21 protein-coding genes are annotated in these 22,456 nt (G+C 53.1%); 10 read left to right on the top strand and 11 right to left on the bottom strand.

Annotated elements, in window-relative coordinates:
* Nucleotides 1-73: 73 nt before the first annotated feature.
* The gene (locus tag UNDYM_RS21985) at nt 74-1,156 is read left to right on the top strand and encodes a calcium:proton antiporter (protein WP_162043008.1); all 1,083 of its coding nucleotides are present in this window, start codon (nt 74-76) and stop codon (nt 1,154-1,156) included.
* An 85-nt stretch (nt 1,157-1,241) separates the two neighbouring features.
* Here the strand turns inward: UNDYM_RS21985 and UNDYM_RS21980 are convergent, their stop codons facing one another.
* Nucleotides 1,242-1,808 carry an HAD family hydrolase gene (locus UNDYM_RS21980; RefSeq protein ID WP_162043007.1) on the bottom strand — a complete coding sequence of 189 codons (567 nt, stop codon included), beginning with the start codon at nt 1,806-1,808 and terminating at the stop codon, nt 1,242-1,244.
* Between the two features lie 146 nt (nt 1,809-1,954).
* Complete coding sequence (locus UNDYM_RS21975; protein ID WP_162043006.1) at nt 1,955-2,374, bottom strand: hypothetical protein; 420 nt, start codon at nt 2,372-2,374, stop codon at nt 1,955-1,957.
* Between the two features lie 176 nt (nt 2,375-2,550).
* On the opposite strand from UNDYM_RS21975, the gene UNDYM_RS21970 reads away from it, so the two are divergent.
* On the top strand, nt 2,551-3,375 hold the full coding sequence (locus UNDYM_RS21970; protein WP_162043005.1) for a M50 family metallopeptidase: 825 nt from the start codon (nt 2,551-2,553) through the stop codon (nt 3,373-3,375).
* 45 nt (nt 3,376-3,420) lie between these two features.
* On the opposite strand, the gene UNDYM_RS21965 is transcribed toward UNDYM_RS21970, so the two are convergent.
* Both UNDYM_RS21965 and UNDYM_RS21960 read right to left on the bottom strand, forming a co-directional pair.
* A complete protein-coding gene (locus UNDYM_RS21965) occupies nt 3,421-6,906 on the bottom strand; it encodes an EAL domain-containing protein (protein WP_162043004.1) in 3,486 nt (1,161 codons plus the stop codon).
* Nucleotides 6,907-7,142: 236 nt separating this feature from the next.
* Nucleotides 7,143-7,808: a hypothetical protein gene (locus UNDYM_RS21960; protein ID WP_162043003.1), complete on the bottom strand. Its 666-nt coding sequence runs from the start codon at nt 7,806-7,808 to the stop codon at nt 7,143-7,145.
* Nucleotides 7,809-8,507: 699 nt separating this feature from the next.
* On the opposite strand from UNDYM_RS21960, the gene UNDYM_RS21955 reads away from it, so the two are divergent.
* A complete protein-coding gene (locus UNDYM_RS21955; RefSeq protein WP_162043002.1) occupies nt 8,508-9,839 on the top strand; it encodes a sorbosone dehydrogenase family protein in 1,332 nt (443 codons plus the stop codon).
* 14 nt (nt 9,840-9,853) lie between these two features.
* Here the strand turns inward: UNDYM_RS21955 and UNDYM_RS21950 are convergent, their stop codons facing one another.
* Together UNDYM_RS21950 and UNDYM_RS21945 are read right to left on the bottom strand one after the other, a co-directional pair.
* The gene (locus UNDYM_RS21950) at nt 9,854-10,699 is read right to left on the bottom strand and encodes a YihY/virulence factor BrkB family protein (RefSeq protein ID WP_162044741.1); all 846 of its coding nucleotides are present in this window, start codon (nt 10,697-10,699) and stop codon (nt 9,854-9,856) included.
* 77 nt (nt 10,700-10,776) lie between these two features.
* Entirely contained in the window at nt 10,777-10,923 is a 147-nt protein-coding gene (locus tag UNDYM_RS21945; RefSeq protein WP_162043001.1) for a lmo0937 family membrane protein, read from the bottom strand.
* Between the two features lie 504 nt (nt 10,924-11,427).
* On the opposite strand from UNDYM_RS21945, the gene UNDYM_RS21940 reads away from it, so the two are divergent.
* From UNDYM_RS21940 to UNDYM_RS21925, 4 genes are read left to right on the top strand one after another with little or no spacing between them, the layout of a single operon-like run.
* A complete protein-coding gene (locus tag UNDYM_RS21940) occupies nt 11,428-12,621 on the top strand; it encodes an ABC transporter permease (protein WP_232063564.1) in 1,194 nt (397 codons plus the stop codon).
* Entirely contained in the window at nt 12,621-13,520 is a 900-nt protein-coding gene (locus tag UNDYM_RS21935; protein WP_162043000.1) for an ABC transporter ATP-binding protein, read from the top strand. The genes UNDYM_RS21940 and UNDYM_RS21935 overlap by 1 nt, the downstream gene beginning before the upstream one ends.
* Nucleotides 13,505-14,437 (top strand): MlaD family protein, encoded by a 933-nt coding sequence (locus tag UNDYM_RS21930; protein ID WP_162042999.1) that lies wholly within the window; start codon nt 13,505-13,507, stop codon nt 14,435-14,437. The genes UNDYM_RS21935 and UNDYM_RS21930 overlap by 16 nt, the downstream gene beginning before the upstream one ends.
* An 18-nt stretch (nt 14,438-14,455) precedes the next feature.
* Nucleotides 14,456-15,097: an ABC-type transport auxiliary lipoprotein family protein gene (locus UNDYM_RS21925; RefSeq protein WP_162042998.1), complete on the top strand. Its 642-nt coding sequence runs from the start codon at nt 14,456-14,458 to the stop codon at nt 15,095-15,097.
* Nucleotides 15,098-15,172: 75 nt separating this feature from the next.
* Here the strand turns inward: UNDYM_RS21925 and UNDYM_RS21920 are convergent, their stop codons facing one another.
* On the bottom strand, nt 15,173-15,475 hold the full coding sequence (locus tag UNDYM_RS21920) for a YqjD family protein (RefSeq protein WP_162042997.1): 303 nt from the start codon (nt 15,473-15,475) through the stop codon (nt 15,173-15,175).
* A gap of 87 nt (nt 15,476-15,562) precedes the next feature.
* Nucleotides 15,563-16,099, bottom strand: coding sequence for a ferritin-like domain-containing protein (locus UNDYM_RS21915; RefSeq protein ID WP_162042996.1), 537 nt, complete (start codon nt 16,097-16,099; stop codon nt 15,563-15,565).
* 160 nt (nt 16,100-16,259) lie between these two features.
* Here UNDYM_RS21915 and UNDYM_RS21910 point away from each other — a divergent pair, with 160 nt between their 5' ends.
* Nucleotides 16,260-18,359 carry an AsmA family protein gene (locus tag UNDYM_RS21910; RefSeq protein ID WP_162042995.1) on the top strand — a complete coding sequence of 700 codons (2,100 nt, stop codon included), beginning with the start codon at nt 16,260-16,262 and terminating at the stop codon, nt 18,357-18,359.
* A gap of 74 nt (nt 18,360-18,433) precedes the next feature.
* On the opposite strand, the gene UNDYM_RS21905 is transcribed toward UNDYM_RS21910, so the two are convergent.
* The 3 genes from UNDYM_RS21905 to UNDYM_RS21895 form a co-directional block, all read right to left on the bottom strand.
* Nucleotides 18,434-18,628: a hypothetical protein gene (locus UNDYM_RS21905; protein WP_162042994.1), complete on the bottom strand. Its 195-nt coding sequence runs from the start codon at nt 18,626-18,628 to the stop codon at nt 18,434-18,436.
* Nucleotides 18,629-18,698: 70 nt separating this feature from the next.
* A complete protein-coding gene (locus UNDYM_RS21900; RefSeq protein ID WP_162042993.1) occupies nt 18,699-19,100 on the bottom strand; it encodes a PRC-barrel domain-containing protein in 402 nt (133 codons plus the stop codon).
* Between the two features lie 311 nt (nt 19,101-19,411).
* A complete protein-coding gene (locus UNDYM_RS21895; RefSeq protein WP_162042992.1) occupies nt 19,412-19,813 on the bottom strand; it encodes a PRC-barrel domain-containing protein in 402 nt (133 codons plus the stop codon).
* A gap of 421 nt (nt 19,814-20,234) precedes the next feature.
* On the opposite strand from UNDYM_RS21895, the gene UNDYM_RS21890 reads away from it, so the two are divergent.
* Nucleotides 20,235-21,893 (top strand): Tar ligand binding domain-containing protein, encoded by a 1,659-nt coding sequence (locus tag UNDYM_RS21890; protein ID WP_162042991.1) that lies wholly within the window; start codon nt 20,235-20,237, stop codon nt 21,891-21,893.
* Between the two features lie 220 nt (nt 21,894-22,113).
* Complete coding sequence (locus UNDYM_RS21885) at nt 22,114-22,398, top strand: hypothetical protein (protein ID WP_162042990.1); 285 nt, start codon at nt 22,114-22,116, stop codon at nt 22,396-22,398.
* Nucleotides 22,399-22,456 lie beyond the last annotated feature (58 nt).

Below are 22,456 nucleotides of genomic sequence, written 5' to 3'. Positions count from 1 at the left end.
ATTCATTGGGCTCCTGATACAATACGTCAACACGCTATGTGTTGACGTTTTTTTTTACCCTCGGACTCCATACATGACGATATCTGCTAATTTGCCGCGGTGGTCCATCATCATGCCTTTTGCTGCCTGGGTCATCCTCGGCGGCGGCATGCTGATCACCGCACCCTTATATGCAATCCTGCTGACCATCGCCCTGTTTGGTGGTGTGCTGACTGCCGTCTATCATGCTGAAGTAGTCGCGCATAAAATTGGCGAGCCCTTTGGCACGCTCTTGCTGGCTCTGGCCGTGACGCTGATAGAAGTGGCGCTGATCGTCTCTTTGATGCTGGCCGGTGGCGAAGTCACTGCAGGCCTGGCACGCGACACCGTGTTTGCCGCCATCATGATTATCCTCAACGGCATCATCGGCCTGTGCCTGCTGGCCGGAGGCAGCCTGCACAAGGAACAAAGCTTCAGCCTGCGTGGTGCCAGCACTTCACTGGCGACCCTGGCTGCGCTGGCGATACTGACCCTGGTATTGCCGAACTTTACTTCGACTGCGCAGGGGCCTGTGTATAGCGCCAGTCAGCTGGCTTTTATTGCTGTCGTTTCGCTGGTCTTGTATGGCACTTTTGTACTGGTGCAGACTGTGCGCCATCGCGATTATTTCCTGCCCGCTGCATCCAGCGGTGATGAGGAGGCGCACGCAGCGCCACCCAGCAATGGCGTGGCCTGGGCCAGTGCCGGTCTGCTCATGTTATGTCTGGGGGCGGTGGTGTTGCTGGCCAAAGCTTTGGCACCTACCCTGGAAAATGCGGTTGCTGCTGCCGGTGCACCGCAGGCGCTGGTGGGCATTATCATTGCCATTGTCGTGTTGTTGCCAGAGGGTGTCGCCGCCTTTCGCGCCGCCCGCGCCAACCGCCTGCAAACCAGCATCAACCTGGCCCTGGGCTCAGCGCTGGCCAGCATAGGCCTGACCATCCCTGTCGTTGCCGTGATTTCGCTGACCACGGGCTGGTCACTGAACCTCGGCATCGATGCGAAATCGACGGTGCTGCTGCTGTTGTCACTGATGATTACTTCTTTGTCCTTGGGAACGGGGCGAACCACCATCATGCAGGGTACTATTCATTGCGTGATCTTTGCGGTGTATTTGTTTACGACGATAGTGCCGTAAACTTTCCTTGCGATTTGGCGTGATGATGGTAAAGGGATAGCCGTAACCGCAATCTAGATTACGGAGATCACGATGATGACTTTATCTATCCGAATATCGCCTTCCCATCAGCTTCCAGAAACCGTGTCCGCCATCCGCGTTTTTCTACGGCGCGGATATTTTCTGCGTGCTTCAACTCCTGCAGATAGGCCATGGCCAGCTTCAGCTCATGGTCTTGGGTATCGCCCTCAAACATGTTCATGCGCACCAGATTGCCATAGTTGCGGCGCAGTTTCCTGGGTGTGTCATCCAGCATGATGACTTGCTCCAGCAGATAGCCACGTTGCCTGACTTTATTCAAATCCTTGACCCATTCAAAGTCCTGATATTCAGGATCGAACACGCGCGTGCAGCGTTGCCTGGCCCAGACAAATTTTAATGGCGGTTCTTCACCAAACAGATGCTTGACGATGACAGCGGCATAACTCTCGGATGCCGATGTCCAGACCGCGCAGTCAAAATGCTCAAGACAGAATGCAAGGAACTCCCTGACATGGGGACGCAGATAGACATGATAAGTAAAGAAGCAAAAATCAGCTTCATGCGCGAGTTGCTTCTTCGTTGCGAAGATCAGGGTTTCGTCCAGATCCAGTATCAGTAATTTCTTGTTCATGGCATGTCAGGCTTGATAAAAATGTTGCCATGACATATTAGCATTACTTGATTTGCTGGGGCGATTGCAAATGGATAGTCGTAGCCGTAACGGGAGGTGCATTGTAATGCGCCCTGCATTACTGCCTTGAATCAAGACGCATCATTTTAAAATCTGAATTGATCCCGTGGTGGCACATCAACCTCATCTTTCGCAAAATACGAAGCAGCCGTCCCCAGGGCCTGCACGCTGATTTCATGCGCCTGTGGATTGTTGTACTCAAGTTTGAGTTTATAGGTTTTTGCTGAATCTACCGTCAACACGGCGAGTATGGGTCTGTGCGTTGTTTCTGCCTGCATTTCATCAAACAGTGATTGCATCAGCGGTGCCAGCAAATCGGTGTATTCAGCTTGTACTGGCAGGGTGTAGATGGTTCTGCCCCAGCGGATGACGAACTCAAAGCCGGGCCGGGTTTGACCTTGCGCTAAAAAGCGGCAATATGACTGGTCCCAGGCTTGCGGGGATTCGGAGCTGAGTTTTAAAAGAACTTTTGCCATCAGCAGGGTAAGTTCGTTTTTCTTGGACATGCAAATTTCCGGTAAGGGGTATCCCGCAATTTTACTATGTTCGGCGGCTTTTACTATTGCCTTGAAGTATCGCCGGGCTTTGCTGTCGTTTAATCTGAGCTTGGCATAGGCCGCTTGTGCAGGGCAAAGTTGATCTTGAGTTACACTAAGCCAATATCTTTTTGACAGGAATACCCATGGCAAGCCAGCAGATGCCGTTTGATCCAGTACATGGTGCCAGCAACCGCGGCCTGGGGCACAGGCGCATGCTGCTTTCACTGATGGCGGTGTTTTTCCTGTTATGGATAGTCTTGCCGCTGCTATTGCCTGCCCAAGCGTATCTGTTGTACTGGCTGACCGCGCCGCTGCGCTATCTGGGGGTATTCGTACATGAGATGGGGCATGGGCTGGCCAGCCTGCTCAGTGGTGGTTCGTTTTACTGGTTCCAGATGGATGGCGATGGTGGTGCGGCGATTACCAGCGGTGGCTGGCAAAGCCTGGTCTTGCTGGGTGGTTTATTGGGGCCAGCGGTGTCTGGCAGCATCTTGCTGATGGTCTCGACCCGGGCAGAGAAGTTGCGGATAGCGTATTTGGTCCTGTTGCTTTTCTTTGTTTGCGGTGCTTACTACATGATCAAGCCGGTTTTCTTGAGCAGCAGCACTTATCCCATACTGGCGCAATGGCATGCCACACATTTGCTGGGCCTGATCTTGCCCGTCAGCCTGATACTGATGACTGTCATGCTGATGCGTGCGCCAGACGCCTGGCAGCGGCTGGTCTTGCAATGCCTGGGCATCGTCATGTGTTACTCGGCCTTCAGTGATACCAGCTATATCTTCCAGTATGAAGCCTTGCGCAATGGCATGTATTCAGATGCAAGGGAATTTGCGGCGCTGTTTTCACCTTTCAGCGTGCAGGGCTTGCCCTGGCTGGTGTTTGTATTTTTTGCAGCACTGATTGCAGTACTGAATTTTGCCTTGCTGGGCCTGGGAGTAGGGCGGGCATTACGCAAAACGGCTTAGCCAGGCGTGTCTTTCGAACTTCACTGACTTGTGCCCACCGCAAGATCAGGGCAGACCCGGCTGATCAAGATGGGCCGTGGTGAAGTCAGCAATAGGGACAGGCTTGCCAAAGTGATAGCCCTGATAGGCAAAGCAACCCTGGCTGGCGAGGTAATCCCTCTGTTCGGCGCTTTCCACCCCTTCGGCGATGACAGACAGGCCCATGCTCTGGCTCAGGGCGACGATGGTCCTGGCGATGGCGGCATCGTTGGGGTCAGTCAGGACATCGCGTACAAAGGACTGGTCTATCTTGAGCTGATCCAGCGGCAGGCGTTTCAGGTAAGTCAGGGAAGAATAGCCGGTACCAAAATCGTCAAGAGAGAAGCACAGGCCTGCGGCTTTCAGTTGTTCCATCTTTGTGATGGTATCTTCCACATCATCGACCAGCAGGCTTTCTGTCAATTCCAGTTTCAGCAATTGCGGGTTGGCCCCGGTTTCTTGCAGTATGCCCAGGACCTGTTCGACGATATCTATCTGCCTGAACTGGCGGGCACTGACATTCACGGCAATGGTCAGTTTTGCACTGGCGGGGTCGTTGGCCCAATCCAGTAATTGCATGCAGGCGGTGCGCAAGACCCACTGGCCCAGTGGCAGGATCAGGCCTGTGGCTTCTGCCAGCGGGATGAATTCGGCAGGTGAGATCATGCCGCGCTGAGGGTGCTGCCAGCGTACCAGGGCCTCTGCCCCCAGCAGTTCACCGTCGCGGCCAACCTGGGGCTGGTAAAACAGGCGCAATTGCTGTTCGCGCAAGGCGTCGCGCAATTCTTTTTCCATCCGGGCGCGTGAGCTGACCACGGCTTGCATGGCAGGGTCAAAAAAGCGCAGGGTATTGCGGCCCGCCGTCTTGGCAGCATACATCGCGAGGTCGGCCTGCTTCATCAACTCTTCATAGCCATTGTCCTGGTCAGCAATCAGGGTCGCGCCTATGCTGGGGGTGCTATGGCATTCATAGCCTTCGAGGTCATACGGCTGGTTCAGTGCAGCGAGTATTTTCTTGCCTACCATTTCTATCTGGCTGGCTGCTTCATGGGTGGATTCGCTGAGGTTTTCCAGCAAGAGCACAAACTCGTCGCCACCTATGCGTGCTACCGTGTCGCCTTCGCGCACACAATTGGTCAGGCGCCCGGATACCTGCTGTAGCAGCAGGTCGCCCTTGTAGTGGCCCTGGGTATCATTGAGCGTCTTGAAGTTGTCGAGATCAATGTACATCAGCGCACCCTTGCGGCCACTGCGGGCGCAGGCCAGCAGGGCCTGTTGCAGGCGGTCGGTCAGCAGACGGCGGTTGGGCAGGTGGGTCAGCGGGTCATAGAAAGCCAGGGTCTTGATTTCATCTTCTGCGGCCTTGCGCATGGAGATATCAACGAGGGTACCAACATAATGCAGCAATTCATTATTGCGGCCATACACGGCGGTGATGGCCAGCCATTGCGGGCTGATATGACCATCCTTGTGACGGTTCCAGATTTCACCCTGCCAGGAGCCACTCATGCCCAGGTGCACATCCATGTCGGCAAAAAAATCCTGGTCGTGGCGGCCAGAATTGAGGATTTTGGGGCTTTGTCCTATCGCATCTTCACGGCTGTAGCCAGTGATTTCGGTAAAGGCGCGGTTGACTTGCTGGATAATCTTGTTGGCACTCGTCACGAACATGCCTTCATGCGATTCAAATACGGTAGCTGCCAGGTGCAGGCTTTGTTCGGCCTGCTTGCGCGCCGTGATATCGCGCACAAAGGCGGGGAATAATTCCTGGCCGGGCAGGTAGCGTACCGAGACTTCAACATCGATGATGTGACCATCCTTGCATTTGTGCCTGGCCTCGAATTGCTGGGCACCGGCCTGACGCACGATGTCCAGTCTTTCATGCACCGGTTTGCCTTCAAATTCATCCATGATATCGACATCGTCGATGCTGAGCTTGAGCATTTCTTCACGGCTGTAGCCCATCATGCTGCAGGCAGTTTCATTGACGGCGCGCAGCTTGCCGTTCTTGTCGACCAGCCAGAAAGCGTCCATGGCAGTTTGCAGGATCAACTCATCAAGGTCGGTCATGCGCTTGCGTTCAGTGATATCCACGGCCAGGCCGCCAAGCTGGCGCTTGCCGTCCGAGCCGGTAAACACAAACTTGTTGACCAGCCACCAGCTGACACTTTCACCGGGATTGTCCGAGGGCCAGATGGCCTCGTCCTGCCCGCCGGTGGCCAGCAGGGCGAGGTCACTGGCGCGATAGCTGTCGGCAATTTCTGGCGGTAAAATATCGTGGTCAGTCTTGCCTATGACCTCGCTGGCCTGGAAAGAAAAACGCCGCAAGAAATTGTCGCTGACAAACTGGTAACGGCCATCTTCATCCTTGATCCAGGCGACAATAGCACTATTGTCCAGAAAAGCGCGGAACAATTCATCACTATGCTGCTGTGCCGCCAGCATGCGGTTGAATTCATTTGCCACAGCCTGCAATTCGCCCGGCCCGGTCAGGCTGGCCCTGGCACTGAGGTTGCCTCTTTGCACCGCCCGGGCAACCCTTTCCAGTGCGGTCATGGGCCGGGTGATGCGCTGGCCAAAGGCACGTGCGACCACCCACAACAAACCTATCATCACCAGCGTGAGCAGGATGGCTTCGGCAGCGCGTGTCCTGGCCTGGGCAAAGATGGTATCTGCCGGTACACCGACAAAGGCGATCATGCCGTATTCAGGCATGGGCATGACCGAGAAGAAACGCGTCACACCATCCACGGCCAGACTCTCGAATTCGCCTTTCCTGGTTGTCACAATACGCCTGGCAGCTTCGGCATTGGGGCGGGTGCCGATGACCTGGTCAGGGTCGAGATTGCGCCAGACCATGATGCCGTCATCCCTGAAAAAGCCAAAACGGCTGGCGTCAGGCAAGAACTCGGCAGGAATGCCGGGATCGTAGAAATTCACATCCAGTGACAGTATCACTACGGCGATGATCTGGCCTGCCTGATTACGCACAGGCAGGCTCATGATCGTATTCCAGGGGGATGATGCCTGTACCTTGTGTGGAGGCGAAATAGTCAGGTGCCCGGTCTTCACGGTTTCGGCAAAGTCGGCGACGTTGATCATGGCCCTCAGCACGGCAGCAGGAACATTGCGTGCACTGCACAGGATATTGCCCTGCAGATCGACAATGGCCAGACGCGCATAGGCAGGGTCGAGGCTGGCCAGGCTGGTCATTTTTTCGGGGCAGCCCTGTAACTGCAATTGCCTCACCAGTGGCAGGCTGGCGACTCCGGCCATGATCTTGTGCGCCTGGTCCAGCTTGCCATGGGTGTTCTTGATCATGACGCTGATCATGGTCTTCAGGGTGGTCTTGGTGAAATTGGTTGATTGCTGGAAGTCGTAATAGATGCCAAAGGCGACAGCAGCCACCAGTGGCAAGGACACGGCCAGTACCAGCATCAGCAAATAACTGCGTATGGACCTCGCTGGCGCTGGCTGAGCTGATGCCGGTAAGTCTTCACGCGTTTCTGTCATCTTGCTTTCCCACAGTGCAGGGTCTGGAATGAAAAACCGTTTGAGATCAATAATTTAACATGAAGCGGTCACTATATCCTTTTCAAAAGGTGACTTGCGGCAAGATTTAATTTTTTAAAAATGTTACTGATATAAATCTTAGCCAGCAATTCATGGATTGAACAGTGCTAAGTTGTGCAGGATTGCGCAGGAAGCATGGAGGTTGAGTTTTGTGTGGCAGGCCAAAAGCAGGCTGACTATGCCAGTCTTCGCTGCACTTCGGTAGTGTCGTTGGCATCAATGCGGGGATTGCGCGTGACCATGAGTTCATGGACTGCGGGAGTAGCGTTCTTATCTGAAAACAGCTTTTTGACCAGATGGGCAACACGGTTTCTTTGAAAGTCATCAAATACCGCCAGTATCCTTTGCACGGTCGCTGTCTGCGACAGCAGTTCAGTCTCTACCATGGGGGAAATCCAGTCTGTGCGCCAGACCATATCACTGCCATCGTCCAGTGACAGGTGGGCAATCACACCAGCCCCACCCGCATTACTTTGCAGCGGGCTGGCCAGCGCAGGCTTGAAGTCGGCAGCATAGTGTTTTTTGAGCGTGCCAAGACCAAAGTCGATCAGGTATTTATCTTCTACCAGGCAAACCGCATGGCCTTCTTTTTGACCCTGATGGGCAAAGCCCTGATAGCCTATGTAGAAAACCCCATTGCCCTGCCTGATCTCGCCGTAGCAGCCCTGTACTTTGGCCTGATAACCTTTGGCTATGAGTATCTGTGCCAGCATGGCTGACATGGCAAAACAGGAGCTGCCAAAGTGATGGAAAAAACCGAGTATGTCAAAATCATCCGCAATCCGGCTCAAGTCTCTGGCCAGATCAGGTTCTTTTACTACGTGTAGAAATGCTGTGTTCATGTGCTGAGAATGGATATCACGACACCGGCTTGGTGCGTTCCCATCTGTAAAACTATTAACCAACAGCAATAATATATAGTTTACATTGTTTAACAATATTATTTCAGTGACAAATCTTAGGTAATTGTAAGTAAATATTTCGGCATTGAAATGCTGTGATGAAATTTCATTGAAACATGATGTTTTTGATATAGATTCAAGCGCTGCGCGATCAAATATGATTTCTTTAGCATGATGAAATGCACCCTGCCATGTTGTTTAGCAGATCAAGTTTTATCTCTGAAAGGTAAAGGGTCATTGGAACTCATTTCATAAATATGAATGAGGTGCGTTTGCCTCATAACGCGGAATGGCAATGCGGACACGGCAGTTTATGCTCGCATCATCAAAAATAAACTCTATGTTATCTGGTACACGTTATGAGGCAACCCCTTAGTGAACTGACGATTTGGGCGCATTGCCGCGGGTAGTATGCCACCCCTCCTTTGCTGAGGTGTGAGCCTTAGCTGCAGAGGTTAGGCAACTGAGGCCTTGCACTGCATCCCAAATCGTCTCGTTCGTACTCATCCCTATTTATAAAATGAGTTCTAGTTTTCACCAGTGTGCTTTGACGAACAGACGCGCAATCAACTCCAGTGCTTTTATATCGATAGTCTCTATCGCCTATTTAAAAACTACTTTTCTGCTCTGGAGAAACGGATGAAACCCACAATACCCATTTTCAGCACCTGTGTGCTGCTGAGCCTGCAAGTCTGCCTGGTCGCGCCTGTGGAGTCAAACACACTTGCTGACACGCCAGGTTTTGGCAGCCAGCCCGTATTGCCTGAGCCGGAAAAAAAATTGCTGCCCACCATTAATATCGCCAAGGCGATAGGCTGGGAACAAGGTGATAAACCACTCGCTGCCGATGGGTTGGTTGTTCATGCCTATGCGCAAGAACTTGATCATCCGCGCATGATGCATGTATTACCAAACGGGGACGTGCTGGTGGCAGAAAGTAACGCGCCAGCGGTACATGACACTGTCACTGGCGTCAAGCGCATCAAGAAATGGGTGGAGTCTGTGGTCAAGGGTTCAGCCGGTGCCCAGGTGAAAAGCGCTGACCGCATCACGCTGTTGCGTGGCATGGATAGTCAGGGTAAGGCAACAACGCGCACCGTATTCCTGGAAGGCCTGCATTCACCTTTTGGCATGGCACTGGTCGGTGACTATCTGTATGTTGCCAATACCGATGCCATCATGCGTTACCCTTACCAGCGTGGGCAGACGCAGATCACGACACCCGGAGTAAAGCTGGTCGATCTGCCTGCCGGAAAAATCAACCACCACTGGACCAAGGATCTGATTGCCAGCCCCGATGGTTTGCGTCTGTATGTCTCGGTAGGGTCGAACAGCAATGTAGCTGAAAATGGCATGGATAAAGAAGTGGGACGTGCTGCCATCCATGAGATCGAGATCGCCACTGGCCACACACGTGTATTTGCCAGCGGCTTGCGCAATGCCAATGGCCTGGCATGGCAACCGCAAAGTGGTGCTTTATGGGCGGCAGTCAATGAAAGGGACGAGTTGGGCAATGACCTGGTCCCCGACTACATGACTTCAGTGGTGGATGGTGCATTTTATGGCTGGCCCTACAGTTATTTTGGTCAGCATGTGGATGTACGTGTCAAACCACAAAGGCCCGATCTTGTCGCCAAAGCCATTGCCCCGGATTATGCATTGGGTGCGCACACGGCATCGCTGGGTCTGACATTCTATAGTGCAAAAATGCTGCCTGAACGCTATGCCGGAGGCGCATTTATTGGGCAACATGGCTCATGGAACCGCCAGCCGCATAGCGGCTATAAAGTCATCTTTGTACCGTTTGCAAATGGCAAGCCCAGCGGTGCACCGCAAGATGTACTGACCGGGTTTTTAACTGCAGATGGCAAAGCCAAAGGACGTCCTGTTGGCGTTGTCGTCGATAAGGCGGGGGCTCTGCTGGTGGCAGATGACGTTGGTAATATCATCTGGAGGGTCTCGGCAAAATAAATTAGCTGCTTGGTTCAGGTCGCGGCAGTTTGCTTTTGATTTTGCAAGCTGCCCATAGAATACGCATACTGGCGGGTAAATTCTGCACCAAGCAGGAAAATCTGGGCCGAGTAATATACCCATAACAAAATCGCGATCATTGATCCGGCGGCGCCAAAGCTGTTAGCGACACCACTATTGCCTATGTACAGGCCTATCGCATATTTACCGGCGTGGAACAAGCCCGCCGTACCGAGTGCACCTACCCATACATCATTCCAGGAAAGCCTTACCTGCGGCAGCATCTTGAAAATAACCGCAAACAGACAGGCAATGACGGCAAAGCTGGTCATCGCAGACAAGGGCAGGAATACCAGGGAAATCGCAATCTGGCTGCCGCTCCAGTAATGTTCCAGCGCTGCCAGCACGGCATTGATGACCAGTGACACCAGCATCAGAAATGCCAGTACCAGCACCAGGCCAAAAGAGAGCAGGCGGGTACGCAGCAAATGCCAGATGCTGCTGTCGGTCTGGTGTGGCACTTGCCAGATTTCATCAAGGCTTTCCTTGAGTTCGGCAAAGACACTGGTGGCACCAACCAGCAGCAGCACACTGGCAATGATGGTCGCCAGACGGCCTTCGTCTTCATTGCGTGCACCCGCCAGCATGGCTTGTATGGCCTCGGCACTGGTGTGTCCGACCAGGGTTTGTAATTGATGGAATAACTGCCCCTGTGCCGCTTGCTGGCCGTAGAAAAAACCGGCGATGGCGAGCACCAGTACCAGGATAGGTGCCATCGAAAACAGGGTATAGAAAGCCAGCGCCGCGCCCTTGCTGGCGGCGCGGTGGCGTAGCCATTCACTCAGGGTGCGCTGCAGGATGTGGACGAGGTCCGGCAACAGCAGTGGCAGCGTAAAGCCACGTTTCAGCAGCGACCCGAGTGCAGAGAGCAAAGGCTTCAGAGTCGTTCGCCTCGTATGACACGAACCAGTATCATGACAATGGCGATGACCAGAAGAATATGAATAAAGCCACCGATGGTGTAAGCCGACACCATGCCAAGCAACCACATGATCAGTAAAATAACAGCGATGGTATAGAGCATGATTTTTCTTCCTGTAAAAGTGCACAAGCGTAGCGATTGCGCACAGGGTTTAAGAATGCTGGCATCAGATAAGTGATCAAACCGTGTTGAAGCTATTCTCATTGTCATATCGCTCAACAATCCGCATCAACAACGCAACGTTTGGTCTTACCTGAAGCACGCTTGCATCGTGATGCAGCAGCCGGCCAGCGTCTGTTCGCCAGCGTACGGACGCCAGGGAAGAAATTGACCAAGATAATGTCAGTTAATTCTTACTGATGCAGTCAAGGCAAAACTGCCAACGCAGAAACGTCAGGAAAGGAGTACTTACGCAAGATCACTCCAGCACAAACGGTGGCCCATACCGCATGCAAATATGTATGCAAATACAGTAAGGGTCGCTGGAGTGGTTTTGCGCAAGTGCTTGTTTTCCTGTGTTTACTCAGTTTCTGAGTACGCCAGCGCACAGATTAAGTTTCTGTTAAACGGCAAGCTGTTGAGCGTGTGCAAATAAAAGAATCCATCATGCCTGCTGCTCCTGTCAGTCCCATCAAATCTGCCACCAGGGTGGCAAGCGAAGTTGCCAGCTCCAGGGCTGCCAATGATCCAGCGCGCATGCCTGCCCGCATACTGCAAACTGCGCCGGGCGTGCTGCAATTTTCCGGTACATGGACAGTTTGCCAGCTTGGCAATGTCATGCGTCAGCTTGATGGCCTGCTCATGCGGCATGCAGCGGTATTGCAACTGGACGGGCAGCAAATTCAAAAGATAGACAGCATCACGGCCTGGGTCTTGCAAACACGTTTGAAAAAATTGCGTGACAGCGGTGTGCTGATCAGCATGCAAGGCTGGCCTGCGCAATATCAGCAAATGCTTGATGGGCTGGGTGAATTGCCACAGGATGCTGTTCCGGACAAAATGATGCCAGGCGTGCTGGCAAGAGCCGGCAAAGCCACTGTCGATATCTTCAAAGACAACCTGGCGCTACTGAGCTTTGTAGGGGAAACTGCTGTCAGCCTGCTGGGCCTGTTCCTGCATCCGCGCCGCTGGCGTGGTCGCACTATCCTGCACAATATCCAGATCGCCGGTTTTGAAGCGCTGCCCATAGTCGGTGTCACATCATTCTTGCTCGGTATCGTCATCGCCTATCAGGGAGCAGACCAGCTCAAGCATTATGGCGCGAATATCTTTGTCGTTGAACTGCTGGGTTACGCCATGCTGCGTGAATTTGCACCGCTGATCACGGCCATCATCATTGCTGGCCGCTCTGGTTCTGCCTATGCGGCACAGATAGGCACCATGGTCGTCACAGAAGAAATCGATGCCCTGCAAACCATAGGTATCAAACCCATAGAGTTACTGGTGCTACCAAAACTCATCGCGCTGATGCTAGCCTTGCCCTTGCTGACCCTGTTTGCCGACCTGATCGGCATCATTGGCGGCATGCTGATGGCCAGTAGCCAGCTGGATGTGGGCATGCATGAATTTGTTGATCGCTTTGCCACGGAGATCCCGCTCAAGACCCTGCTCATCGGCTTGGGTAAATCACTGGTGTTTGCCGCGGTGATCGTCATCATCGGCTGCTACCAGGGCTTCCGCACCAGAGGTAATGCCGACAGTGTCGGTCGCCAGACTACCCGCAGTGTGGTGCAGGCGATCTTTATCGTCATCGTGCTCGACGCGGTATTTTCCGTCATCTTTAATTTGCTGGGACTTTAATGAATACAGACCAGCCCACAAGCCCGGCGCAAGCGTATGACTACGCCATAGACATGCAGCAAGTCTGCACCCGCTTTGGTGACAAGATCGTGCATGAAGGCCTGGACTTGCAGATACGCCGTGGCGAGATATTCGCAATTGTTGGTGGTAGCGGTTCTGGTAAATCGACCTTGCTGCGCGAGATGATCTTGTTGCATACACCAGACTCAGGCACGGTCAAAGTGCTGGGCATGGACCTGGCTGATATCAGCGATGAGCAAGCCAGCTCTTTACGGCAGCGCTGCGGCGTGATGTTCCAGAAAGGCGGCCTGTTTGGCACCCTGACTGTCACAGAGAACATCGGCCTGCCCTTGCGTGAGCACAGTGAGCTGGATGATAAAAGCATCAATGATATCGCCGCACTCAAGCTCGCAATAAGCGGCCTCAAGCCCGAAGCTGCGGGCCTTTACCCGGCAGAGCTGAGTGGCGGAATGTTGAAGCGGGCGGCACTGGCCAGGGCACTGGCGCTGGACCCTGAGCTATTGTTTCTTGATGAGCCGACTGCCGGGCTGGACCCGGCCAGCGCCGGTGGGCTCGATACCCTGCTGCGTCATTTGCACGAGCTGTACCAGCCTACCATTGTCATGATCACCCATGATCTTGACCTGCTATGGCAAGTCACACACAGGGTAGCGGTACTGGGTGAGGGCAAGGTGCTGGCAGTGGGCAGCATGGAAGAATTATCGCAACTGCAGCACCCCGTCATCCGCGATTATTTTGATGGCGCACGTGGCAGGGCTGCACAGCAACAGGCGCAACGGACGCAACAGGCAGGCGACATTGAATTCAGGAACGAGCAAAAGAATGATCACAACAGCGTACACAAGAGCGCACAGGGAACCCCATGGAAACCAAAGTAAATTATGCCGCTGTCGGTGCCTTTGTGCTGGCATTGGGCGCGCTGCTGGTGGCCGCGGTATTGTGGCTTTCCGTCGGTTTGGGAAAACGTCAGCAGACTGTCTTGTATCAATCCATCGTCAATGAGTCGGTGGCGGGCCTGAACCTCGATGCGCCTGTCAAATACCAGGGCGTGAATGTCGGCAAGGTGCGCACTATCAGCCTTGACCCTGCCAATCCCCAGCAAGTGCAACTGGTGTTCGCCATCGCTGCAGGTACACCCATCAAGACTGATACCCTGGCTGTTCTCAAGACCCAGGGCCTGACCGGTATTGCCTATGTCGAGTTGAGCGGCGGTTCACCGGCAGCGCCATTATTGCAGGCCAGGGAAGGCCAGGCTTATCCACAGATACCCACCAAGCCGTCACTCAGTGCCAGGCTGGAGAATGTACTGAGTGCCGTGCTGGCCAATCTCGACCGTACAGCCGCCAATGTTAACGCAATACTGAATGATGAAAACCGCGCTGCCTTTGGCAAGATTTTGCGTGATACCTCAACTGTCATGGATACACTGGCCTCGCAAAAAAATGCCATGCGCATGGCCATCAGCAATGCCGCCATCACCACCGCCAACACTGCACAGGCCAGTGCCAAGATTGATCTCTTGTTCCAGCGCATAGGCAAGAGTGCCGATGCCGTCGCCAGCATGGCAGACAAGGCAGGCATGGCCAGCGACAGCACCAGGAAAACTGCAGACGAGCTCGGTGGCGGTGTGCGCCAGTTAAGCAGCGATACCCTGCCGGAATTGCAGAGGCTAATGGCAGAGCTGACGACCCTGTCAGCCTCGATGACCCGTCTCATAGAGCAGACAGAACATAATCCCAGCAGCCTGATCAGAGGGCGGCAAACCCCACCGGCAGGTCCGGGCGAAGCTAAATAAAACTAAAGGAGTCACCCCATGAAACACTTAACCGCAAGCAGTTTTGTCTCCATCATGGCAATCGCCCTGACTGGCTGCTCCGCCCTGCAGCCTGCCAATGTGCCGCCCATGGCCGTCTACAGACTGGAGGCCACCGCGCCCGGCAGCTCAGTCGCACCCGCCAATGTCACGGCCAGTATCCTGGTTGGCAATATCCGCGCGGCTGCCGGTTTTGACACCAGTCGCATGCTCTATACACGCCAGCCGTATCAGGTAGAAGAATTCCAGCAAAGCCAGTGGCAAAAGCCGCCCGCTGCAATGCTCATGCCGCTGGTGGCAACGGCGCTGGAATCGACCGGCATGTTCAAGGCTGTTCTGCAAGCACCCAATGCGACGCTGACAACTTACCGTCTGGACCTTGAGCTGTTGAGTCTGCAACAAGACTTCAGCAGCAAGCCCAGCCATGTTCAGTTCAAGCTGCGCGCCCATTTGTCTGACCGCCAGACTCAGCAGGTCATGGCCTGGCGTGAATTCAGCATCAGTATCCCCACTGCGAGTGAAGATGCCTATGGCAGCGTGCTCGCCAGCAATCAGGCGGTAGCCCAGGTCTTGCAGCAACTGAGGGTATTTTGTGTAGAGCAGATTACGCTGGCAGCGCAGGCAAGAAAAAAGCAGCCCTGATACTGGAACAGGGCTGCTTCTGCTTTCTTGACCTTACTGTTGTAGTAAGCCTGTATGGCTTGTTACGATAGCCTGCTATTTACGGCAGCACAGCAAGCCAACCAGCAAACCCACGGTGGCTGCTGCTCCCAGGGTACTCCAGGGATGATCCTTGACGTAAGTATCGGTAGATTCAGCCACCTGCTTGCCGGTGGCGAGCACTGATGCCTGAGCGTCGTGCGTCTTTTGCATGGCTGAGTCTATCATCTTCATCCCGCGTGCGCGCATCTCATCGGCTTTTTCGCCGGTGAGGGATGCTGCAGCGGTCAGCAATGCCTGAGCATCCTTGAGTAATACTTTGATGTCTTTGTTGACAGATTTAAAATCAGATTCGAGCATGATGCTTACCTTTCAGTGTGGGGTTGGGCGCTGCAATTGTTGAAACGGTTGTTGAAACTGCTTGCGGCCTTGGTGTTGCCTTGGTTCTCAAGCCAGTAAATCTCTCATGTCATCCGCATGTTCTTCTTCCTTAGCCATGATCCCGACCAGCATGTGCCGCGTGGTTGGATCACTGTCGCCGATTTTTGCCAGCATCTGACGGTATGATTCTATGGCGACCCGTTCAGCAATCAGATTGGCTTTGAGCATCGCACGCACATCTTCGGCATCATCATATTCAGCATGACTGCGTTCAGTCAGTGTGGCGGGGTTAAAGTCGGGTTTGCCATTGAGCTGGACGATGCGTTCTGCCAGCAAATCAGCGTGCGCCTGTTCTTCTATTGCGTGTTCCAGAAATTCTGCCTTGATAGGGCCATTGTGCACGCCTGAAACAGTGTAATAATGACGTTTGTAGCGCAAGACGCACACCAGCTCCGTAGCCAGTGCGCCATTAAGCATGGCGATGACTTCTTCACGATTGCCTTGATAACCTGCAGTGACTGCACCGTCATCAAGATTTTTGGCTGCTTCGCGGATGGCAGCAGTGTCCATGCCATTGCGGAGATTGCTATTGACTTCATGCATGATGAGATTCCGGTTAAATTAAGAGAGAGAATTCAGACGGACGATTTTTTTCGTCCAGGCTCCTTTATATCCCTCACCAAAAATAAGGTCAGTACGCTGCCGTACATAGAGCTATATAGTTTTGCGTTAGCCTGTAGGCTGGCGAAAAAGAAGATGATCCATGAAACTCAACAATAAAATATGGCGTATCAGCCTCTGGCTACTGTCCGGCATCATCGTGCTGCTGACCGTTGCTGTGTTGATCCTGCTCAATATGGACTGGAACCGTGCCAGGCCCTGGCTCAATGAACGCACCAGCGAAGCACTGGGGCGGCCCTTCAGCATACGTGGCAACCTGGCACTCAGTTGGGAAAAGCAGCTCAGCGGGCCGGAAAACGCGACTGGCTGGCGCGGCAAGATACCCTGGCCACATCTGCTGGCACAAGATATCCATATTGGCCAGCCGCCGGATATTCTGGCTGGAGCGCCACCAGCCAGGCAATCTGCCGCATCTGCCGTATCCGCAAAATCTGCCACCGCGCCGACAGAAGACATGGCACAGATCAATGAAGTCTCGTTTTCCCTGAATCCGCTGGCCTTGCTGGACAAACGACTTGAGATACCCCTGCTGCGCTTCCATGGCAGCAGCCTGTCCCTGCAACGCTTTGCCGATGGCAGCAATAACTGGACCTTCAGGAAAAGCAGCAATGCATCTCCGTGGCGGCTGGAACTACGCAGGCTGGTACTCAGCCAGGGCAAAGTGCATTATGTCGATGCCATACGCCATGCCGATGTCGTCGCCGATATAGAAAGCCTGACGACGGAGGCCAATTACGGCATCAGCTGGAAGCTCAAGGGTAAGCTACACGGTGAAGCCATCACTGGCAACGGCAAGGCCGGGGCCATCCTGAGCTTACAGCACCAGACCCAGCCTTTCCCCATCATGGCGCAGTTGCAAATGGGGCAAACCAGGGTCAGTGTTGAAGGCAGTGTCACCAAGCCCAGCGAACTGGCTGCGGTCGATATGCAATTACAAATCTCGGGCAACAGCATGGCAAGACTGTATCCATTGACTGGCATAGTCTTGCCTGAGACACCGGCATACAGCACTGCTGGCCATCTCAGTGCCACCCTTGGCAAGATAGATAATCACTGGAAATATGAAAAGTTCACAGGCAAGGTAGGTTCCAGTGACCTCGCTGGCAGCCTCGATTACCAGACCAGAAAGGCAGACAAGCTGCGCCCACTTTTGCAAGGGAATATGAGTTCAGAGGTACTGCAATCCGCCGACCTGGCGCCACTGGTCGGTGCTGATTCCAATGCCAACAAACTCAAACGTGGCATGGCTGCAGTACAACCGGGTGATAAACTCCTGCCGGTAGAAAATTTTCGTACTGAGCGCTGGCGCAGCATTGATGCAGACGTGAACCTGAGCGCCACCAAACTGATACGTGAAAAAGTGCTGCCCATACACAAGCTGCAAACCAGGCTGATCATGAAAGATGGTGTCATCAGCATGCTGCCTCTGAGTTTTGAACTTGCAGGCGGGCAATTGCAGGCGCATATCACCCTCGACGGCAGTGGCGGCAACAAGAACAAGCCAGGCGAGCAGGGCGATGAAGAGACACAGGCGCATGCCATACGGGCAAAAATGCGGCTTGTTGCGCGGCATATACAATTGCAAAAATTCATCCCGACACTGGCCGCATCAAAGCTGACAGTCGGCGAGATCAATGCCGACGGCAACCTGACCGCGACCGGCAGTTCTGTCGCCGGTCTGCTGGGAACATCGAATGGCGAGCTCAGCAGCATGATAGACCGTGGCACGGTCAGCAAGCTCTTGCTGGAAGAAATGGGCCTGAACATAGGTAACGTCATCCTGACCCGACTGTCTGGTGATAAACAGGTCAAACTCAATTGCATGCTCGCAGATTTTGCCGTGAAAGATGGCCAAATGAATGCCCGCAGTTTCCTGGTTGATACTGACGAAGCACTGATAGACATCAGTGGCAGTATCAATATGCAAAAGGAGGACCTGAACCTGACCATCAAGCCCAATAGCAAAGGCTTGCGTGTCTTCTCCCTGCGTGCCCCTTTGTATGTACGCGGCACTTTTTTGCATCCCCAGGTCTCAGTCGATAAGGGTGTGATGGCCCTGCGCGCCGGTGGTGCCATAGGCCTGGCCCTGCTGACGCCATTTGCCGCACTCTTGCCACTGGTGAGTACCGGGCCGGATCAGGCCAGTGGCTGTGGCAGCTTGTTGAAAACGGCAAAAAAATAGCAGCCCTTTTAAGAGCTGCTATGTTTAAAGACTGCCATTGCAGTATTGCACGATTGCAGATGGCATTGCTGCCATCAATACGGGCTGGTCCTGATCATCGTCGCTACTTCACGCGTTTCAGCCAGCACATCATTGACCGCCATTTGCAAAGTGTATTTTGCTTCTTCCGCTTCACGTACAGATTCTGGCGTCCGTATCAAATGACGGCTGCGTTTGTTGAGGGCTTTTTCATATACCTTGAAGGCAAACTGCATTTCTGTGTAGTCCATGTCTTTCTCCTGTTCTCTTGTTTTGCTGATGCTCAGTTGATGCTTGGTTAAGGCTTAGCTGATTACTGCTTCATGTTTTCGTGCCGTAATGGGCGTGTACTGAATCCACCCAAATTTCATCTGCCATGTCTGGCCACTGCTCAGGATCAAATCCCGGGGCATTGTCGAAATGGCTTTTTTCTATATTCAGGATGAAGCGTTTATTGACTGTATCCAGTGTCAGCGCTGTCCAGGGGATGGCAAACAGTTTTTCGCCTATGCCCAGCAAGCCACCGTGGGCGACGACCACATAGGCTATCCTCCCGGCTTGCATGTCCAGCATGATCTCTTTGACTTCACCCAGGTATTCGTCGGCATGGTTGACGACATTGTCACCTGTCAGCGTGCGTGCACCCATGAGCTCAGGGCCAGGCCCCTTGTGATCATTGTTACCCGGGCCCGTATCGTAAATGTTGGAATTAATATCAATCATCATCTTTTCCTTCATAAGAATTGGAGCCTCCAGTATGTGCGCCGCAATGAAAGTGATCGGTACGATAGCGTACACAGACAGCAAATTTTGAGTGCCGGTTTGAATCTGGAAGAACAGTCCGGCACTGGGTTCCGGCGATCAACCACCCAATGGAGGGATTTGCTTCTTTAAAGCAAACGGCACTGCCAAGCTTGCGCTTGCAGTGCCGGTTTATGCTATTCATCATCGATAAAAACGAAATGCTGCTGTTCATAGACCAGGGTCGTCATTCTGACCCCTGCGATCTGCGCCTGCAGCGCTTCGTCATGCAGTCAGACAGTCATGCCGTAGTAGCTGTGTATGGAATCTGCCCAGGCCTGGTTTGCCATATCTGGCCAGTGATCAGAGTCAAAGCCTGGTGCATTTTCAAAACGGCTCTTTTCTATGTTCAGGACAAAGCGTTTGTTGGTAGTGTCCAGCGTCAGTGCTGACCACGGTACCGCAAACAGTTTTTCGCCTATGGTCAGAATGCCACCAAAAGCCACGACCGCGTAGGCAACACGGCCAGTGCGCATATCCAGCATGATTTCTTTGATGTCACCCAGATTTTCATCCGCCTGGTTGACGACATTGTCACCAGTCAGGGTGTTGGCACCCATCAGTTCAGGGCCCGGACCCTTGTGACCATTTGTAGAGCTGCCGGGAGTATAAGTACTGGAAGTAGTATCAATCATTGTCTTGTCCTTCAGGGTGAGTGGAGAGCTGAGCATGCGCTTTCTTGCAAGTCTTAACAGTTCGATACCACACATAAGAAGGTCTTTTTGACAGGAATTTTAAACAGGTCCATGAGTGTTCTGCACGTAACCGTATCCTTCACTGAGTTAATCTGCTGAAATGGTAAGTCGCAGTTGATGGTTTATCCAGATACTGATGATGCCATTTACACAGGAATGTGAATTCATATTGCACACGGTCAAACATTGCTAAATACGGTTTTCCATCGGGCAATTCTCTTATAACTTCCTGTTTAATACAGTAAAAGAATTCCGCTTGCGATCTGGTCTTGAAAAAATAAAAACATGACAAGCATTGAGGTCGCAGGGAGTTCTGGATTTTGCTATTTTATTTATACAGATTCACGACCGGGGCCGGGCAATGAAGACGACGTTGAAAACCAGACTCATGCTGGTGATGGGTATCATGAGCACACTCATGCTGTTGTTGGGGCTGACAGGTCTGTATTCGATGAAAGCCTCGCATGACAGTTTGAAAAGCAGCCATGAAGAGCGCAGCCTGGGGCTGTATAAGCTCGCCAGCATGGACAAATTGTTATTGGCAAACCGGCATGCCATCCTGGCAGCACTGGCTGAACCGGACGCCGGAAAACTCAGTACCCTTGCCGATACCATGGAACACGACAGGCGCGCCATAGAACAGTTATGGCTCGACGTTGCGACACTCCCCATGTCACAGGATGCCAGGAAAAAAGCGGATGAACTCAGTGCAGCACGTCTCAGCTTCGACCATGCAGTGACCCTGCCTGCGATCAAGGCCATGCACGCCGCTGACGTCGCCAGTCTCAGGGAAATCAGACTGGCCGCAGACAAACTCAAGGGCCCCGTCATCAGCGCAATGGACAGCCTGCGCAGCCTGCAACTTGATACACTCAATAAAGAATACGGCAGTGCCGAGGCTGCTTATGCCAGGATAAGCAATCTGATGTGGGCCGCCATAGGCATGGGCCTGGTGCTGGCCGCAGCACTGGCTTATTTCCTCATTCATGTGATCTACCGTCAGCTCGGCGGTGAGCCTGCCTATGCGGCGCAGGTAGCCAGGCAAATGGCAGATGGTAATCACACTGTCAGTATCACGCCAGATGTGCATGATGATGCCAGCTTGCTGTCCTCGCTGCAGCAACTGCAAAGAGAGCTGGAAAAAATCGGCAAGGACTTGCACCGCCATACTGGCAGCATTGCCAGGACATCCGTGCAAATACAGAATAACAATGTGCAGCTATCCTCACGCATGGATCAGCAGGCCGCCTCGCATACACAGATTAACCTGGCCGCCAGGGACCTGAGCACAGCCATACGCCAGAATTCTGGACAGGCGCGCCAGGCCATGCAGCTTGCTGACGAGGCCAGCGAAACTGCCATTAAAAAAGCGCAGGCGGGCAGCGAGGCAATGACCGCCATGACAGAATTGAGGCATGCCTGGGACAAGCTGGACACCAACATCCAGGTGATAGATGAACTTGTTTTCCAGCTCGACACCGCAGTGCTCAGGAGTACGATAGAAGGCAAGGCTGCGGAGCTTGCAGAGGAGGCTGAGGGCGCTGAACTGCACATTGCCAGCGTTACATCCGAAGTGCGCGGCCTTGCACAAGGCGTTGCCTGTGCCGTTCATGAAATCAAGAACCTGCTTAATGAATCATGGGAAAGCCTGGACCGCGCTGGCAGGCTGACCAGCCAGAACAATGCCGATGCAGAAAAGCTGCTGTTCACCCTGCAGCATGCCAGTAAGCTCATGGCAGGAATCGATGCCGCAGGCAAAAAACAGGAAGCAGACCTCAGACAGATCAGGCATACCGTCAGTGATCTCGACTATGCCAGCCGCAAGGACGCTGTCCTGCTCAGCGCCACCACGACAGCCGCCAAACTAATGGAGCAGCATGCCAGCCATCTGACACGGCTGAGTAATGGATTCAAACCTGGCGCAGGGCACAAGGCGAAGTCGCAATTGCAGGTGGTTAGCGCAACAGTGACCGGACATGTGCCACACAAACGCCCGGACTTGCGTTTGGTGCGGACTTAGAAAATTTCTGTGGCTAGACTTGCATAAATTAGTGTGGGGTGGAAAATTGGAACTTGAAGTTCATGGTAATGTTTTTATAGTCATACATCATGTAATATGATGCAAGCCGTGATTTTGTAAAGTCACGGCTCAAGGCCTATCCAAAGAGCCAGAACCATACCGAATAAACATTACAGATGCACGAGCACGGTTCGTGCATCTTCCTTTATGTGGCAAGCCCATGAAAAAATTATCTCTTCTGATTCCCGCATTGATCTTGTCCGCGTGCGCATCGTCGTCTGGTGTGGTAGCGACGGGCAGTGACACTTATATGATTTCAAACTCAAGAAAAGGCGTTGATACTACTGGCTCAAAAGTAAAAGCGGAAGCTTTGAAAGATGCCAATGAGTATTGTGCTTCGAAAAATAAAACGATAGAAATCATCAAGGCAACGCAGAAAGACATGGTGCCGTTCACATCGGATGCGCAAGCTGAGATCGAGTTCAAGTGCGTCGCCAATAAATAATTGTAGCTATTCAGGGTGTGCCTGGCACATCCTGATCAATAAATATTTTAAAAATAGC

The sequence above is a fragment of the Undibacterium sp. YM2 genome, assembly GCF_009937975.1.
Lineage (GTDB): Bacteria > Pseudomonadota > Gammaproteobacteria > Burkholderiales > Burkholderiaceae_D > Undibacterium.
Note: the sequence above shows the minus strand (reverse complement) of the source record. Positions and strands in the feature narration are given on the sequence as shown.